Consider the following 14,020-nt stretch of genomic DNA (forward strand, 5'->3'; position numbering starts at 1 on the left):
TCAAACTCTCCAATAAAGTTAGTTTGTCTAGCATCTAAAATAAAAATTGACGTTTCACGTTGTTTGTTTCGTTCAGTTTTCAAAGAACTACTTGGTCGCTCATTTGCGACTTCCTTATGTTAACATCTTCGTTTTTTAATGTCAACTAAGTTTTTCAATTTCTTTTTTGTCGTTTTTTGCGTTTCCGCATCAGCGACGGTTATTAATTTATCATATAATATCTATCGACGTCAACACTTTTTAATAAAAAGTTCTTTTTCTTACATAACGAATACATTCTTCTGCATTAGCGACTCTTCGAAACAAACAAAAAATGATTTTATATCTTTCTTCCATTGCCTTTTTTACAACGTCATGAATACGTTCATCTTCAAAATCAAATAAAAGTTCTTCTAACTCTCTCTTCAATATGTATTCCATTTCTTTTTTCTCTTCTTTCGTTAACATAAACCCAAGCAAATCATCACCTCAATCATTTCTTCCAGAGCAATAAAAATTAAGCCCATTTTCATTTAACAAAATCCTACCATCCATTATATCCACTACTTACGATATTAATCCCTTGTTCTCTTTTTTATATTTACAGCATATATGTAACTGAAAAGGATTGGACAAAGGGGCGTAATATTATGTTTTTCTTTTTTATTACGAGTAAAAGAAACTTTAAACACATTAGCTTAATAGTGATACTTTCCTTATTTACAGCATGGCTACTCTTTTTGAAAACATATTCACACGAGTCTGCTTTTTCAACCGCTACAGGACCTAAAGTTATTTACAAAGGCGACACCTCTAAAAAACAAGTTGCATTCACGTTTGATATTAGTTGGGGAGACAAAAAAGCAATTCCAATCCTTGATACACTTAAAGAAAGAGATATTAAGAATGCAACCTTCTTCCTTTCTGCTGCATGGGCAGAAAGACACCCTGATGTTGTTGAACGCATCATAAAAGATGGACATGAAATCGGTAGTATGGGTTATAATTACACGTCCTACACTTCTCTAGAGGCAAATGAAATAAGAAGAGATCTTCTGCGAGCACAAGATGTTTTTACAAAACTCGGTGTGAAACAAATTAAACTATTGCGTCCACCTAGTGGAGACTTTAACAAGGCAACACTTAAAATAGCAGAATCACTCGGATACACTGTCGTTCATTGGAGTAATAACTCAAACGATTGGAAAAACCCTGGTGTAAACAATATCGTTTCCACCGTCTCTAATAATTTAAAAGGTGGAGATATCGTCTTATTACATGCATCCGATTCTGCTCTTCAAACAAATAAAGCTTTACCACTGCTTCTACAGAAATTAAAGAGTGACGGCTATGAGCAAATATCCGTATCACAACTTATTTCCAACACAAGTACGAAAAGTAAAGATGTCCAATAATTTTTTACACATAAAAAGCTCTAATACCTTTCGTTCAGGTAATAGAGCTTTTTTTATCCCGATATTTTCATTCGTACAACTACCCTGCTTAAAAACTCTCTTAATTAGGCCGACTTACTCGTCTTTCCAATTAAACGATGTAATATAAGTAACTGATATGCATTACATAATAAAAGTGGTATCACCATTAAATATAACCAATCTGTATCATTAATTCGAAGTGCTGGTACCCACTCAAGAATTGTTACAACCACCATAAAGAACAAAGCTGGCACAAATGCCTTTTTATTCGTTTCCTTACTTTTTATATAAGCAACGATGGCACCAAACATAAATAACACACCAGCAACAAGTATGTTATTCCCTAATGAAATTTCCCCATTTGCAATCAATACCGATCTTAAATACACAAAATCAAATAAAACGAATGCAATAAAGAAGAGCTGGACTATATTCCATAAAGAAGATGATCGGAACATTCCTAGTCCAAAACGGTGGATTGTTAAATAAGCAAAGAACCCCATTTGACTTATCACACTAAAAATAAATCCTACACCCATCAACCAGAAGGAAACTGCCAAAATTTCCTTTCCGTCGAAATTTTGAAAAAATTTAGCGTACTTGTCCCACTCTAAAACAAATCCAATAATGACTGTACTAACCCCACCAAGAAACAACGTCGTAAAAAATAGTCGTACCCACTTGCGGCTATTCACAACACATCCCCCATTATCCTTATATTTCTAATTAAATTGTATCAATGACAATTTCAAAAAGCTAGCCATGTTCATGTATAAATTCCTTAAAGATATTTATATTAAAAAGAGAGAACTGTGCTGAAAGGAGTTCCAACTTATGAAACGGATGCTGCTCGTTTTGACTTCTTCTTTTCTATTTCTTGTACTTGTAGCATGTGCACAAGAAAAAGAAGCAAAGTCCGAACTTGATTATGATCAAACGAAGAAAATGATTGTTGATATTTTAAAAACCGATCAAGGTAAGAAAGCCATTCAAGATGTGTTAACTGATGAAAAAATGAAACAAGCACTCATACTAGATGAAACAGTAGTAAAGAAAACGATTGAAGATGCAATGGTATCCGATAAAGGGCAACAATTCTGGGAAAAGCTCTTTAAAGACCCTGAGTTCTCATCGAAATTCGCTAAAAGTATGGGAAAAGAACAAACAGCTTTAATGAAAACATTACTAAAAGACCCTGAATACCAAGCAGGCGTCATGGAAATTATGAAAAACCCTGAAGTAGAAAAAATGATGTTACAAACGATGAAGAGCAAAGAATACCGTCAATATTTACAACAAGTACTAACAGAAACTGCTGAAAGCCCACTCTTCCAAGCTAAGATGATTGATATTATTAGTAAAGGTGTCCAAAAAGCCGAAAAAAGTGGTTCTGATAAAAAGGAAGCCGGCGGTGAAGGTGGTTCCCAAGAAGGTAAAAAGGAACAGCAGTAAAAATAATAACGATAATAATGAGTGGACAATATATGTATCATCCACTCATTATTATTTTATTTTTGCGCAACAGTTGTTTTATCAATTACCGTTTCAGCTATTGTGCGGTAAATAAGACCTGTCGTATGCGTATCTTCATATACTGACGGCGCAAAATCTTCTTTATTCCAATCAGGTTGTTGAAGCGGGATTCGGCCAAGTACTTCTGTTTGAAGTTCTGTAGCTAATTTATCTCCTCCACCTCTTCCAAACACATATTCTTTTTCGCCAGTTGTTTTACTTTCAAAATAAGCCATATTTTCAACAACACCAAGAATACTATGTTCTGTACGCAAAGCCATTGCTCCAGCACGTGCTGCTACAAATGCCGCTGTTGGATGCGGTGTTGTAACAATAATCTCTTTACAAGCTGGTAGCATCGAATGTAAGTCTAGCGCAACATCACCTGTACCTGGTGGTAAATCTAAAACTAAATAATCTAAATCGCCCCATTCTACTTCTGTAAAGAAATGATTTAACATTTTCCCAAGCATAGGTCCTCTCCAAATAACCGGTGCATTATCTTCTACAAAGAACCCCATTGATATTACCTTTACACCTAGACGCTCCACTGGAATGATTTTATCTCCTCTTACTACAGGGCGTTTTTCTATCCCCATCATATCAGGTACGCTAAAACCATAAATATCGGCATCAATGATACCAACTTTTTTCCCTAGACGAGCTAAAGCAATAGCAAGGTTAACAGAAACTGTTGATTTCCCTACTCCACCTTTTCCACTCGCCACTGCTAAAAATATCGTTTTCGAATTTGGTGACAATAAAGATTCAGTTTGCTCTTCTTCTTGTTCTGGTGCAAACTGAGCTAATTCCTCTTCTGTAAATTCTGCAAAGCGAAGCCCTACTGTTGCTGCTCCTAGTTCTTTTACTAACTTTACAATTCCAGATTGCAATTGCATTTGTTCCGCGGTACCAGTTTTTACGATTGCAATTTTAACACTTACATGTTCCTTCTCAGGCTTGACTGTTACCTCTTTAATTGCCCCTGTTTCTTTTAACGTTTTATGTAAAAACGGATCTACAATCCCTTCTAACGCTTCCACTACTTGCTCTTTCGTTACCATAATTAGCCCAGCCCCCTGTATGAAAAATAACATAATGTTAATTAAATATATCTCTCTTTACTTTTGAAATAAATGCGTTTACATTTCCAGTATAACATATTTTCGGAAAACTTCGTTAACGAGAGAAACGCAAAAAAATCCTCCTTATTCTGGAGGATTTCCTTTTTCCGTGAAATAACGTAATATACCACGATATACAGCAGCTGCTACCTTTTGCTGATATTTCTCCGAATTTAACATATACCTTTCATTTACATTCGATAAAAAGCCAGCTTCAATTAAAGCACCTGGGTTTTTCGCATACTTTAATAAATACACATGAGAAATTGTTTTAGCAGAACGATTTGTATTCTCTAAACTCGTTCTCAACTCAGCTTGTATAAATTTCGCAGCACGTTCATTTTCAATTGAAGAACGGTAATAGAACGTTTGTGCGCCCTTTGATCCACTACTAGTTAAAGCATTTAAATGGATACTTGCAAAAAAATCTACATCGGGTTTATTAATAATCTCTACACGTTTTTTTAAATCTTCTGCTTTACGTCTACTATATGACTTTGTATCTTTCTGGGCTAAATCATAATCTCCCTCACGCGTTAAAATAACTAGTGCACCTTGCTCTTGTAAATAATCTTGCACCTTCTTTGTAATCTCAAGCGTAATATCTTTTTCTACAATATCCTTGCCACCAACAGCCCCTCCGTCTGGTCCACCATGCCCAGCATCTAATACGATTACTTTCCCTGATAAGGGTAAATTCCAAGCTCGCCACGATTTTGTAATTTGAAATTCTTGTTTGACTAAAAAAAACAAAATAACCGCAGCGAGTGCAAAAGAGATAATTCGAATTCTCTTCATACCTTTCCTCCTCCAGCTAGTCCCTCTAATTACTTATATGGGACAAGAGGAAAGTTTATGCTTGTCTTAATGAAGCTTTAATCGATATCTTCTTTCACCTTTTTCATATCCTTCCTGCCACCATAAGCCGATAAACTGCTGGCAAGATTCAAAAAGTAATTCCTCATCTTGTAACTTAATCTCCCGCATAGTCATGCTCGTTAAAAATTGAAATAGTGTTTCCGTTAATTGTTGCTCTTCTTCTAAGGCCCTATATTTCACATCAAAGAACGATTCGCCATAATAACCAAATTTACTATATCTCGCTCCTAATAAATACGATTCTATCCCTAATTCAATGCAGTAATCTTCATACTGACGATGAAGTTCCTGCATCTGAAAGGCATCTCTAATATTTGAACGTAATGTTTTTAATGATAATTCCCGCAGCATCTTCCGCTCATATTTCAACTGCTTTTCTTTTTGTTTTTCTTGTAAGCTGACAATGACATTCATAGTACTTATAAACCTCCCTAATACGTATTAGTCTAAACTTCTAAAGAAGAAGCATACGCGAGAGGATAGCACTAAAATATTCCAAACTACAAAAATTTCAAAAGAGGAATGAAACATAAAAAACCCCAACCAAAATGGTTGGGGTTTGTAGTTCGCAAAAATTAACGTTTTGAGAACTGAGGTGCACGACGTGCGCCTTTAAGACCGTATTTTTTACGCTCTTTCATACGTGCGTCACGAGTTAATAGACCTGCACGTTTTAGTGTTAGACGGTATTCTGGATCAGCTTTTAATAAAGCGCGAGAAATACCGTGACGAATAGCACCAGCTTGACCAGTGTATCCACCACCATTTACGTTTACAAGTACATCGTAGTTACCTAAAGTTTCTGTTGCAACTAGAGGTTGTTTCACTACTTCACGTAATGCAGCAAATGGGATATAGTTTTCAAAATCACGACCGTTAATGATAACGCGTCCTTCGCCTGGAACTAGGCGTACGCGCGCTACTGAACTCTTACGACGTCCAGTGCCATAGTATTGAACCTGTGCCAAAGTAAGCCCTCCTTTAATTGATTATCCGCGAAGTTCGTAAACTTCTGGTTTTTGTGCTTGGTGTGGATGCTCTGCTCCAGCATACACGTTTAGTTTCTTAGAAACTTGACGGCCTAAGCGTCCTTTTGGAAGCATGCCTTTAATTGCAAGCTCTAACATTTGTACAGGGTAGTTTGTACGCATTTCAAGAGCTGTTCTTTGTTTAAGTCCACCTGGGTGGTTAGTGTGACGGTAGTAAATTTTATCGTTTAATTTATTACCTGTTAAATGAATTTTCTCAGCGTTAATAATAATTACATGATCACCCGTGTCAACGTGTGGTGTAAATGTAGGTTTGTTTTTACCACGTAAAATGGATGCTACTTCACTAGCAAGGCGACCTAAAGTTTGACCTTCAGCATCAACCACATACCATTTACGCTCAACTTCGTTAGCTTTTGCCATAAAAGTCGTACGCATGTGTTTCCCTCCTCGTTATCTTTTCCATAGAAAAAATCTATTGTTTATCTTAAACACGATTTCCTTCCGGGGCTAATCGTGGTTTTAGAAACAATACCATATGTTATGATATACTTTTGAGTTTCTAATGTCAAGCAAATGTTACACCAGGATTAGTTGTTATAGTTTACCTGCCATAAATAAAGCCCATGACCAGGAGCCATCTTTCCAGCAAACTGACGATTTTGTTTCGCTAAAATCTCTGGAATGCTATCCGGATCAAGCTTTCCTTGCCCTACGATCAGTAACGTACCAACAATAATCCTGACCATATTATATAAAAATCCATTACCTACAAAACGAAAAATTAATTCGTCGTCCTGCTCAATTAGCTCGATTTCATAAATTGTTCTCACTTTATCTTTTTTGTCAGTTTTTGCCGAACAAAAAGAAGTGAAATCATGCGTTCCAATAAAATAAGGGATCGCTTTTCTTATAGCATTTATTTCGAGCGGATATGGATATTGATATACGTAATTTCTACGGAATACATCCGCAGTCTTTGATAATAATACACGATAACGATATTCTTTTCTCTCGACACCGTAACGTGCGTGAAATTCTTCTGTTTTTTTCTCTACCTGTGTGATAACAATATCATCTGGTAACATAGTGTTTAATGCATTGCTCCATTGCCACTCTTCAAGAGACAACGGTGTATCAAAGTGTATCACTTGTCCTTTAGCATGAACAGTAGAATCTGTTCTGCCCGATGCCTGAACACGAACAAGTTCCCCTTTATGCAATTTCTGTAAAGCTTTCTCTATTTCTTGTTGAACAGTACGATGCTGCGGTTGAATTTGATAACCACAAAAATGCATGCCATCATATGCAACCGTACATTTTATTCTATCCATTTCTTTATTCTCCATTACGATCGCACCCATGCCAAAATACAAGCTAAACAAAGTAAGCTTATAATCGTTACAGTATCGCTTGTTTTCCAGCGTAGTTGCCTAAATTTAGTACGTCCTTCGCCACTTTGATATCCACGGGCTTCCATAGCAATTGCTAAGTCTTCTGCACGCTTAAAAGCACTGATAAATAGAGGAACGAGTAGTGAAATGATAGCTTTCATCCTATCTTTTATCGGTCCCCCTGCAAAATCAATACCACGTGACGATTGTGCCTTCATTATTTTACTCGTTTCATCCATTAATGTCGGGATAAAACGAAGAGAAATTGACATCATTAATGCGATTTCATGAACAGGAACTTTTATACGCTTCAACGGCTTTAATAACGTCTCCAAACCATCTGTAATCTCAATGGGTGTCGTCGTTAACGTTAATAATGTCGTCATTAAAATAATAACGAAGAATCGTATAGAAATGTATATTCCTTGCTCTAATCCTTTTTCATGTATCGAAAACCAACCAAGCTGGAATAGTACTTCCCCTTCTTTATTTGTTAAAATATGCAGGAAAAATGTAAAAAGAAAAATCCATAGAATTGGTTTTAAGCCCGAAAGTACATAACGAATCGGCACTTTTGCAAAAAATAAAGCAATGAGTGCATATAAAAATAAAAATCCATATGAAATCGCATTATTTGCTAAGAAAACAACAAATACATATAAAAAGACAATCAGCAGCTTCGTACGTGGATCAAGTTGATGAATAAGAGAATTCCCTGGAATATATCTTCCAATAATCAACTGCTGCATGATTCATGACCACCTTTTCGTAACACCTGCACAACTTCATGAGTAAGATCCTCTAAAGATAAGGTAGCCTTTGGGATTGAAATGCCAAACTTCTCTTCAATTGCACGTTTATACTTTAAAGACATAGGAAGATCCACACCAATTTTCTCTAGTTCATCAGCATGTGAAAATACTTCCTCTGCACTTCCTTGCAAAAAGACCGTTCCTTTATGCATGACTACAATCTGCTCGGCATATTTAGCAGCATCCTCCATATTATGCGTTACAAGGATAACTGTAAGGCCTTTCTCCTTATGTAGCTTATAAAACATCTCCATAAGTTCATTTTGCCCTTTTGGATCTAGTCCTGCTGTAGGTTCATCTAATACGAGCACTTCGGGTTCCATCGCTAATACGCCTGCTATCGCAACACGCCTCATTTGCCCACCACTTAACTCAAATGGTGAACGTACTAACAGTTCTGGTTCTAACCCTACAAGTTGAATTGCCTCTCTTGCCTTTTGCTTCGCTTCTTCTACAGATACACCAAAATTAGTAGGTCCGAAGCAAATATCTTTCTCCACAGTCTCTTCAAACAACTGATGTTCTGGGAATTGAAAGACAACACCTACCTTTTTACGTAGTGGCTTTAGCTTTTTTTCTTTCTTTCCTGCCGAAATGAAATGTTCACCAATTTGAACTGTGCCATTTGTCGGCTGCAATAAACCATTTAAATGTTGAATCATCGTCGACTTACCTGAACCAGTATGACCGATAATGGCATAATAGCCCCCACTTGGAAACGACACGTCTACATCATAAAGTGCGCGTCTTTCAAATGGAGTTTTATATTGATAACGATGTTCTACTTTTTGGAATGTAATCTCCAAAGTTCGTTCACCAAGCTTTCCATTGTAAGATGCGTATTTTGCAAGAGAATTTCATTTCTTTTTAATAATTCTGCTATTTTCACTGAAAATGGTACATCTAATCCAATTTCTTGGAGCATATGAGAGGACTTGAAAATTTGTTCTGGAGTCCCTTCCTCTAATATCTCTCCCTTATTTAAAATAATGACACGGTCTGACTGTGCCGCTTCTTCTAAATCGTGCGTAATTGATAACACGGTAATACCTTTTTCATTAACAAGTTGTCTAACCGTTTCTACCACTTCACGTCTCCCTTGAGGGTCTAGCATTGACGTTGCTTCATCTAATATCAAAATAGACGGCTGAAGTGCTAAAACGCCTGCTATTGCTACTCGCTGCTTTTGCCCACCAGATAACGAATGTGGCTCATCATTAAGAAAATCTTCCATACGGACTAGTCGTAAGGCCTGATCTAATCTTTCTACCATTTGTTCTCTCGGCATTCCGATATTCTCTAAACCAAAGACAACGTCATCTTGCACTGTTGTTCCAACAAATTGATTATCTGGATTTTGAAATACCATCCCAATTTGTTTTCGAACATCCCATACCGTTTCCTCTGACAAAACCATTGTATCATTTACTGTAATTGTCCCTGCTTCTGGCAAAAACAAACCATTCAATAATTTTGCAAGTGTAGACTTCCCAGAACCGTTTTGTCCAATAACAGATACCCATTCTCCTTCATATAAGGAGAATGAAACATCTTTTAATGCATAAGTGGCTGCACCAGGATATTGAAATGATATATTTTCTGTCCGAAGTTTCTCTTTTTTCAATACAAGGCACCCTTTCCTTCGCCAAGTAAGCCTATTTTTATATTTAAAAAAAAGGGCCATGACCAGTTTCTTGAAAAGAACTGTCCTGCCCTTTTAATTATCATTATACTAACTCGATAATTACCATTGGTGCTGCGTCTCCGCGACGTGGACCAATTTTTGCAATACGAGTGTATCCGCCTTGGCGCTCAGCATAGCGTGGAGCTACATCAGCGAATAGTTTTTGAAGTGCATCTTGACCAGTCTCAGCGTTAGCTACTTCATTGCGAATGAAAGCTGCTGCTTGACGACGAGCATGAAGATCTCCGCGTTTACCTAAAGTGATCATTTTTTCCACTACAGAACGAAGTTCTTTTGCACGAGTTTCTGTCGTTTGGATGCGCTCGTTGATAATTAAATCAGTAGCTAAGTCACGTAACATAGCTTTACGTTGCGCACTTGTACGGCCTAATTTTCTGTATGCCATTCGTAGTTCCCTCCTTTGTTGATGGGTTTAAATCCTCAGTCGTCTTTACGTAAACCTAAACCTAATTCCTCAAGTTTATGTTTAACTTCTTCTAAGGATTTACGTCCTAAGTTACGAACTTTCATCATATCTTCTTCTGTTTTGTTCGCAAGCTCTTGTACAGTATTAATTCCTGCACGTTTTAGGCAATTATAAGAACGAACAGAAAGGTCTAGTTCTTCGATAGTCATCTCAAGAACTTTCTCTTTTTGATCTTCTTCCTTCTCGACCATAATCTCAGCATTTTGTGCTTCATCAGTTAAACCAACAAAGATATTTAAATGCTCAGTTAAGATTTTGGCACCTAAAGAGATAGCTTCTTTTGGCCCGATGCTTCCATCCGTCCATACATCAAGCGTAAGCTTATCATAATTAGCCACTTGTCCGACACGTGTCTTTTCCACTTGGTAAGTCACACGTGATACTGGAGTATAAATAGAATCAATAGGAATTACTCCTATTGGTTGATCTTCGCTTTTATTTGCATCAGCTGGCGTATACCCACGGCCACGCTTTGCAGTTAAACGCACGCGGAAATGCGCATCTTTTGCTAACGTTGCAATGTGTAAATCTGGATTTAAGATTTCTACATCACTATCGTGAGTAATATCAGCAGCTGTGACAATACCTTCGCCCTGCACATCAATTTCCAACGTCTTCTCTTCTTCAGAGTAGATTTTAAGAGCTAACTTTTTCAAGTTCAAGATGATCGTTGTAACGTCTTCTACTACGCCCTCAACTGTTGAAAATTCATGTAATACGCCATCGATTTGGATAGCAGTAACAGCGGCACCAGGGAGTGAAGATAAAAGAATACGACGTAAGGAGTTACCCAACGTAGTACCATATCCACGCTCAAGCGGTTCAATTACGAATTTACCATATTTAGCATCTTCGTTAAGTTCAACCGTTTCGATTTTCGGCTTTTCGATTTCAATCATTAACTAAACCCTCCTTCAAAACGTCGAAACCCCGGTTAAACAAAGGTATAACCTCTGTCTAACCGAAAGTCCCCCTTAGGCAGTTCCCGATTGTGCACAACAAGCGATGTTTCTGTACGAAATTTCTCGATAATGCATCATATCCATTATAGACAAAAGGGAAAATTCTATACAGAAAAATTACACACGACGACGTTTTGGTGGACGACATCCATTATGAGGAACTGGAGTAACATCTCTAATTGCTGTTACTTCTAGACCTGCAGCTTGAAGAGCACGAATTGCAGCTTCACGACCAGCACCAGGACCTTTAACAGTAACCTCTAAAGTTTTTAAACCGTGTTCCATTGCAGCTTTAGCAGCAGTTTCAGCAGCCATTTGCGCAGCGAATGGAGTAGATTTACGAGATCCACGGAAACCAAGTGCACCAGCACTAGACCAAGAAAGTGCGTTACCGTGAGTATCTGTAAGTGTTACGATTGTGTTGTTGAAAGTAGAACGAATATGAGCTACACCAGCTTCAATATTCTTTTTCACACGTTTTTTACGAGTGTTTGTTTTACGTGCCATTGTTAGTTCAACCTCCTTTACTTATTATTTCTTTTTATTTGCTACTGTACGACGTGGACCTTTACGTGTACGAGCATTGTTTTTAGAGTTTTGACCACGAACTGGTAAACCACGACGGTGACGAAGACCACGGTAAGAACCGATCTCCATTAGACGTTTGATGTTAAGAGATACTTCACGACGAAGGTCTCCCTCAACTTTAATACGATCGATGATATCACGGATACGTCCTAATTCGTCTTCCGTTAAATCACGAACTCGTGTTTCTTCAGAAACACCAGCTTCAGCAAGAATTTTTTCAGCAGTTGTGCGACCAATGCCGAATACGTAAGTTAAAGAAATAACAACGCGTTTGTCACGAGGAATATCTACACCTGCGATACGTGCCATTCTGAATGCACCTCCTTCTGATTAACCTTGTTTTTGTTTATGTTTAGGGTTTTCACAAATAACCATTACTTTTCCACGTCTACGAATAACTTTACATTTTTCGCAGATTGGTTTAACTGACGGTCTTACTTTCATGTCTCGAACCTCCTTAAAGATTACGGAGTGCTATATTATTTAAAACGGTACGTAATACGACCACGATTTAAATCGTACGGAGATAATTCTACCGTAACTTTGTCTCCTGGTAAAATACGAATGAAGTTCATACGGATTTTACCAGAAACGTGAGCCAATACGACATGCCCATTCTCTAATTCTACTTTGAACATAGCATTTGGCAACGTTTCAAGAACGGTACCTTCGACTTCAATTACATCATCTTTAGCCATTCAATAGTTCTCCCTTCTTCAAATCAGTAACATTTTACACTGCTCTGAAATCCCGGAGAGCCAGCTACTTATAAAGTGGTAAGGATTTCGTATCCTGCTTCTGTAAGAGCAATCGTGTGCTCAAAATGGGCACACCATTTACCATCTACCGTTACCACTGTCCAGTCATCAGATAGTGTTTTTACATATCGTCTTCCTTGATTCACCATCGGCTCAACACAGATGACCATTCCCGGCTTTAATCTAGGGCCTCTATTTGGTGGACCATAGTGCGGGATTTGAGGGTCCTCATGTAAGTCTTGCCCGATTCCGTGACCAACATACTCCCTAACGATCGAGAATCCGTTCTCTTCAGCATGGGTTTGAACCGCATGTGAGATATTTGATAATCTCTCGCCTGGTTTTACTTGTTCTAGACCAAGATACAACGATTTTTCTGTGACATCAAGTAGCTTTTGAACAGATTCAGAAATGTTTCCAACTGGATACGTCCATGCAGAATCTCCATGGTACCCATTGTATTTCGCACCAATATCGATACTGATGATATCGCCCTCTTTGAGCTTGCGCTTCCCTGGAATTCCGTGTACAAGCTCTTCATTTACAGAAGCACATATGCTCCCCGGAAATCCGTTGTATCCTTTAAAAGATGGCGTAGCACCATATTTTTGAATCGTCTTTTCCGCTATTTGATCGAGCTCTTTCGTTGTAATTCCTGGAGTAATGTGCTGTTTTAACTCTTGATGAGTCAAAGCAACGATCCTGCCCGCTTCTCGCATGATTTCTATCTCGCGAGGAGTTTTGCAGATTATCATTACGCTAAGCCTCCGATGAGAACATCGATATCAGCAAATACTTTATTGATATCTTGCTCACCATTAATGCTTTGTAAGTAACCAAGCTCCTCGTAGAAATCAAGCAAAGGTTTAGTTTGCTTAATATTTACATCTAAGCGATTTGCTACAGTTTCTTCATTGTCATCAGAGCGTTGATATAACTCGCCACCACATTTATCGCACACGTCAGCTTTTGCTGGCGGATTGAATTCTAAGTGGTAAGTCGCACCGCACTCTTTACAAATGCGACGGCCTGTAAGGCGTTTTAATAACAATCCTGAATCCACATTAATGTTTAAAACATAGTCGATTTTTTTGCCAAGATCTTTCATAATCTCTTCAAGAGCTGATGCTTGTGCAACAGTTCGTGGGAAACCGTCTAATAAGAAACCTCTTACGCAGTCTTCTTGACTTAAACGTTCACGAACGATTCCGATTGTAACTTCATCTGGAACAAGTGCCCCTTTATCAATAAAGGATTTTGCTTGTAAACCCATTTCAGTTTCAGCCTTCATAGCTGCACGGAACATATCTCCTGTTGAGATGTGAGGGATGTTATACTTGGCAACAATCTGTTCGGCTTGTGTACCTTTACCAGCACCAGGAAGCCCCATTAAAATTAAGTTCATCCTTGTTCCCC

Annotated in this window: 21 protein-coding genes; 2 read left to right on the forward strand and 19 right to left on the reverse strand. The window is 37.8% G+C overall.

Annotation, left to right across the window (positions count from 1 at the left end):
- Window positions 1–240: 240 nt before the first annotated feature.
- Window positions 241–459, reverse strand: coding sequence for a hypothetical protein (locus tag ACTFSI_RS25930; RefSeq protein WP_000900296.1), 219 nt, complete (start codon window positions 457–459; stop codon window positions 241–243).
- Window positions 460–629: 170 nt separating this feature from the next.
- On the opposite strand from ACTFSI_RS25930, the gene pdaB reads away from it, so the two are divergent.
- Window positions 630–1,394 carry a polysaccharide deacetylase family sporulation protein PdaB gene (gene pdaB / locus ACTFSI_RS25935; RefSeq protein ID WP_000464707.1) on the forward strand — a complete coding sequence of 255 codons (765 nt, stop codon included), beginning with the start codon at window positions 630–632 and terminating at the stop codon, window positions 1,392–1,394.
- Window positions 1,395–1,498: 104 nt separating this feature from the next.
- Here pdaB and kbaA read toward each other — a convergent pair whose 3' ends face one another.
- Window positions 1,499–2,110 (reverse strand): KinB signaling pathway activation protein KbaA, encoded by a 612-nt coding sequence (gene kbaA / locus ACTFSI_RS25940; RefSeq protein ID WP_070805071.1) that lies wholly within the window; start codon window positions 2,108–2,110, stop codon window positions 1,499–1,501.
- Between the two features lie 139 nt (window positions 2,111–2,249).
- Between kbaA and gerD the strand changes: the two genes are divergently transcribed.
- Complete coding sequence (gerD, locus tag ACTFSI_RS25945; RefSeq protein WP_000827521.1) at window positions 2,250–2,867, forward strand: spore germination protein GerD; 618 nt, start codon at window positions 2,250–2,252, stop codon at window positions 2,865–2,867.
- 56 nt (window positions 2,868–2,923) lie between these two features.
- Here gerD and ACTFSI_RS25950 read toward each other — a convergent pair whose 3' ends face one another.
- The 17 genes from ACTFSI_RS25950 to ACTFSI_RS26030 form a co-directional block, all read right to left on the reverse strand.
- On the reverse strand, window positions 2,924–3,991 hold the full coding sequence (locus ACTFSI_RS25950; protein ID WP_138322574.1) for an Mrp/NBP35 family ATP-binding protein: 1,068 nt from the start codon (window positions 3,989–3,991) through the stop codon (window positions 2,924–2,926).
- 144 nt (window positions 3,992–4,135) lie between these two features.
- A complete protein-coding gene (gene cwlD / locus ACTFSI_RS25955; RefSeq protein WP_000822435.1) occupies window positions 4,136–4,849 on the reverse strand; it encodes an N-acetylmuramoyl-L-alanine amidase CwlD in 714 nt (237 codons plus the stop codon).
- Window positions 4,850–4,915: 66 nt separating this feature from the next.
- The gene (locus tag ACTFSI_RS25960; protein WP_001101006.1) at window positions 4,916–5,344 is read right to left on the reverse strand and encodes a YbaK family protein; all 429 of its coding nucleotides are present in this window, start codon (window positions 5,342–5,344) and stop codon (window positions 4,916–4,918) included.
- Window positions 5,345–5,505: 161 nt separating this feature from the next.
- Window positions 5,506–5,898 (reverse strand): 30S ribosomal protein S9, encoded by a 393-nt coding sequence (rpsI, locus tag ACTFSI_RS25965; RefSeq protein ID WP_000079986.1) that lies wholly within the window; start codon window positions 5,896–5,898, stop codon window positions 5,506–5,508.
- Window positions 5,899–5,919: 21 nt separating this feature from the next.
- Window positions 5,920–6,357: a 50S ribosomal protein L13 gene (gene rplM, locus ACTFSI_RS25970; RefSeq protein ID WP_001260793.1), complete on the reverse strand. Its 438-nt coding sequence runs from the start codon at window positions 6,355–6,357 to the stop codon at window positions 5,920–5,922.
- A gap of 152 nt (window positions 6,358–6,509) precedes the next feature.
- Window positions 6,510–7,253, reverse strand: a complete 744-nt coding sequence (gene truA / locus ACTFSI_RS25975; RefSeq protein ID WP_070807269.1) for a tRNA pseudouridine(38-40) synthase TruA — start codon at window positions 7,251–7,253, stop codon at window positions 6,510–6,512.
- 14 nt (window positions 7,254–7,267) lie between these two features.
- Window positions 7,268–8,062 (reverse strand): energy-coupling factor transporter transmembrane component T family protein, encoded by a 795-nt coding sequence (locus ACTFSI_RS25980; protein WP_001186536.1) that lies wholly within the window; start codon window positions 8,060–8,062, stop codon window positions 7,268–7,270.
- A complete protein-coding gene (locus tag ACTFSI_RS25985) occupies window positions 8,050–8,931 on the reverse strand; it encodes an energy-coupling factor ABC transporter ATP-binding protein (RefSeq protein WP_000406520.1) in 882 nt (293 codons plus the stop codon). The genes ACTFSI_RS25980 and ACTFSI_RS25985 overlap by 13 nt, the downstream gene beginning before the upstream one ends.
- Complete coding sequence (locus tag ACTFSI_RS25990) at window positions 8,907–9,749, reverse strand: energy-coupling factor ABC transporter ATP-binding protein (protein WP_000711783.1); 843 nt, start codon at window positions 9,747–9,749, stop codon at window positions 8,907–8,909. The genes ACTFSI_RS25985 and ACTFSI_RS25990 overlap by 25 nt, the downstream gene beginning before the upstream one ends.
- Window positions 9,750–9,852: 103 nt before the next feature.
- Entirely contained in the window at window positions 9,853–10,215 is a 363-nt protein-coding gene (rplQ, locus tag ACTFSI_RS25995) for a 50S ribosomal protein L17 (protein WP_000331490.1), read from the reverse strand.
- A 35-nt stretch (window positions 10,216–10,250) separates the two neighbouring features.
- On the reverse strand, window positions 10,251–11,195 hold the full coding sequence (locus ACTFSI_RS26000) for a DNA-directed RNA polymerase subunit alpha (RefSeq protein ID WP_000569643.1): 945 nt from the start codon (window positions 11,193–11,195) through the stop codon (window positions 10,251–10,253).
- A 180-nt stretch (window positions 11,196–11,375) separates the two neighbouring features.
- Window positions 11,376–11,765, reverse strand: a complete 390-nt coding sequence (gene rpsK, locus ACTFSI_RS26005; protein WP_000101799.1) for a 30S ribosomal protein S11 — start codon at window positions 11,763–11,765, stop codon at window positions 11,376–11,378.
- A 24-nt stretch (window positions 11,766–11,789) separates the two neighbouring features.
- Window positions 11,790–12,155: a 30S ribosomal protein S13 gene (gene rpsM / locus ACTFSI_RS26010; protein WP_000090789.1), complete on the reverse strand. Its 366-nt coding sequence runs from the start codon at window positions 12,153–12,155 to the stop codon at window positions 11,790–11,792.
- Window positions 12,156–12,176: 21 nt separating this feature from the next.
- Window positions 12,177–12,290, reverse strand: a complete 114-nt coding sequence (rpmJ, locus tag ACTFSI_RS26015; RefSeq protein WP_000868344.1) for a 50S ribosomal protein L36 — start codon at window positions 12,288–12,290, stop codon at window positions 12,177–12,179.
- A 35-nt stretch (window positions 12,291–12,325) separates the two neighbouring features.
- Window positions 12,326–12,544 (reverse strand): translation initiation factor IF-1, encoded by a 219-nt coding sequence (infA, locus tag ACTFSI_RS26020; protein WP_001029884.1) that lies wholly within the window; start codon window positions 12,542–12,544, stop codon window positions 12,326–12,328.
- Window positions 12,545–12,612: 68 nt separating this feature from the next.
- Window positions 12,613–13,359 carry a type I methionyl aminopeptidase gene (map, locus tag ACTFSI_RS26025; RefSeq protein ID WP_000582539.1) on the reverse strand — a complete coding sequence of 249 codons (747 nt, stop codon included), beginning with the start codon at window positions 13,357–13,359 and terminating at the stop codon, window positions 12,613–12,615.
- A complete protein-coding gene (locus tag ACTFSI_RS26030) occupies window positions 13,359–14,009 on the reverse strand; it encodes an adenylate kinase (RefSeq protein ID WP_001048996.1) in 651 nt (216 codons plus the stop codon). Before ACTFSI_RS26030 ends, map begins: the two co-directional genes overlap by 1 nt.
- Window positions 14,010–14,020 lie beyond the last annotated feature (11 nt).

The organism is Bacillus cereus group sp. MYBK101-2, from assembly GCF_051918845.1.
GTDB classification, from domain to species: domain Bacteria; phylum Bacillota; class Bacilli; order Bacillales; family Bacillaceae_G; genus Bacillus_A; species Bacillus_A paranthracis.

Bases quoted from the DNA above. Each gene is read 5' to 3' on its own strand.
- gerD (WP_000827521.1), top strand. From the start codon at position 2,250: ATGAAACGGATGCTGCTCGTTTTGACTTCTTCTTTTCTATTTCTTGTA.
- ACTFSI_RS25980 (WP_001186536.1), bottom strand. From the start codon at position 8,062: ATGCAGCAGTTGATTATTGGAAGATATATTCCAGGGAATTCTCTTATT.
- ACTFSI_RS26000 (WP_000569643.1), bottom strand. From the start codon at position 11,195: ATGATTGAAATCGAAAAGCCGAAAATCGAAACGGTTGAACTTAACGAA.
- pdaB (WP_000464707.1), top strand. From the start codon at position 630: ATGTTTTTCTTTTTTATTACGAGTAAAAGAAACTTTAAACACATTAGC.
- ACTFSI_RS25950 (WP_138322574.1), bottom strand. From the start codon at position 3,991: ATGGTAACGAAAGAGCAAGTAGTGGAAGCGTTAGAAGGGATTGTAGAT.
- map (WP_000582539.1), bottom strand. From the start codon at position 13,359: ATGATAATCTGCAAAACTCCTCGCGAGATAGAAATCATGCGAGAAGCG.
- rpsM (WP_000090789.1), bottom strand. From the start codon at position 12,155: ATGGCACGTATCGCAGGTGTAGATATTCCTCGTGACAAACGCGTTGTT.
- truA (WP_070807269.1), bottom strand. From the start codon at position 7,253: ATGGATAGAATAAAATGTACGGTTGCATATGATGGCATGCATTTTTGT.
- infA (WP_001029884.1), bottom strand. From the start codon at position 12,544: ATGGCTAAAGATGATGTAATTGAAGTCGAAGGTACCGTTCTTGAAACG.
- rplM (WP_001260793.1), bottom strand. From the start codon at position 6,357: ATGCGTACGACTTTTATGGCAAAAGCTAACGAAGTTGAGCGTAAATGG.
- rpmJ (WP_000868344.1), bottom strand. From the start codon at position 12,290: ATGAAAGTAAGACCGTCAGTTAAACCAATCTGCGAAAAATGTAAAGTT.
- cwlD (WP_000822435.1), bottom strand. From the start codon at position 4,849: ATGAAGAGAATTCGAATTATCTCTTTTGCACTCGCTGCGGTTATTTTG.
- ACTFSI_RS25960 (WP_001101006.1), bottom strand. From the start codon at position 5,344: ATGAATGTCATTGTCAGCTTACAAGAAAAACAAAAAGAAAAGCAGTTG.
- rpsK (WP_000101799.1), bottom strand. From the start codon at position 11,765: ATGGCACGTAAAACAAACACTCGTAAAAAACGTGTGAAAAAGAATATT.
- rplQ (WP_000331490.1), bottom strand. From the start codon at position 10,215: ATGGCATACAGAAAATTAGGCCGTACAAGTGCGCAACGTAAAGCTATG.
- ACTFSI_RS26030 (WP_001048996.1), bottom strand. From the start codon at position 14,009: ATGAACTTAATTTTAATGGGGCTTCCTGGTGCTGGTAAAGGTACACAA.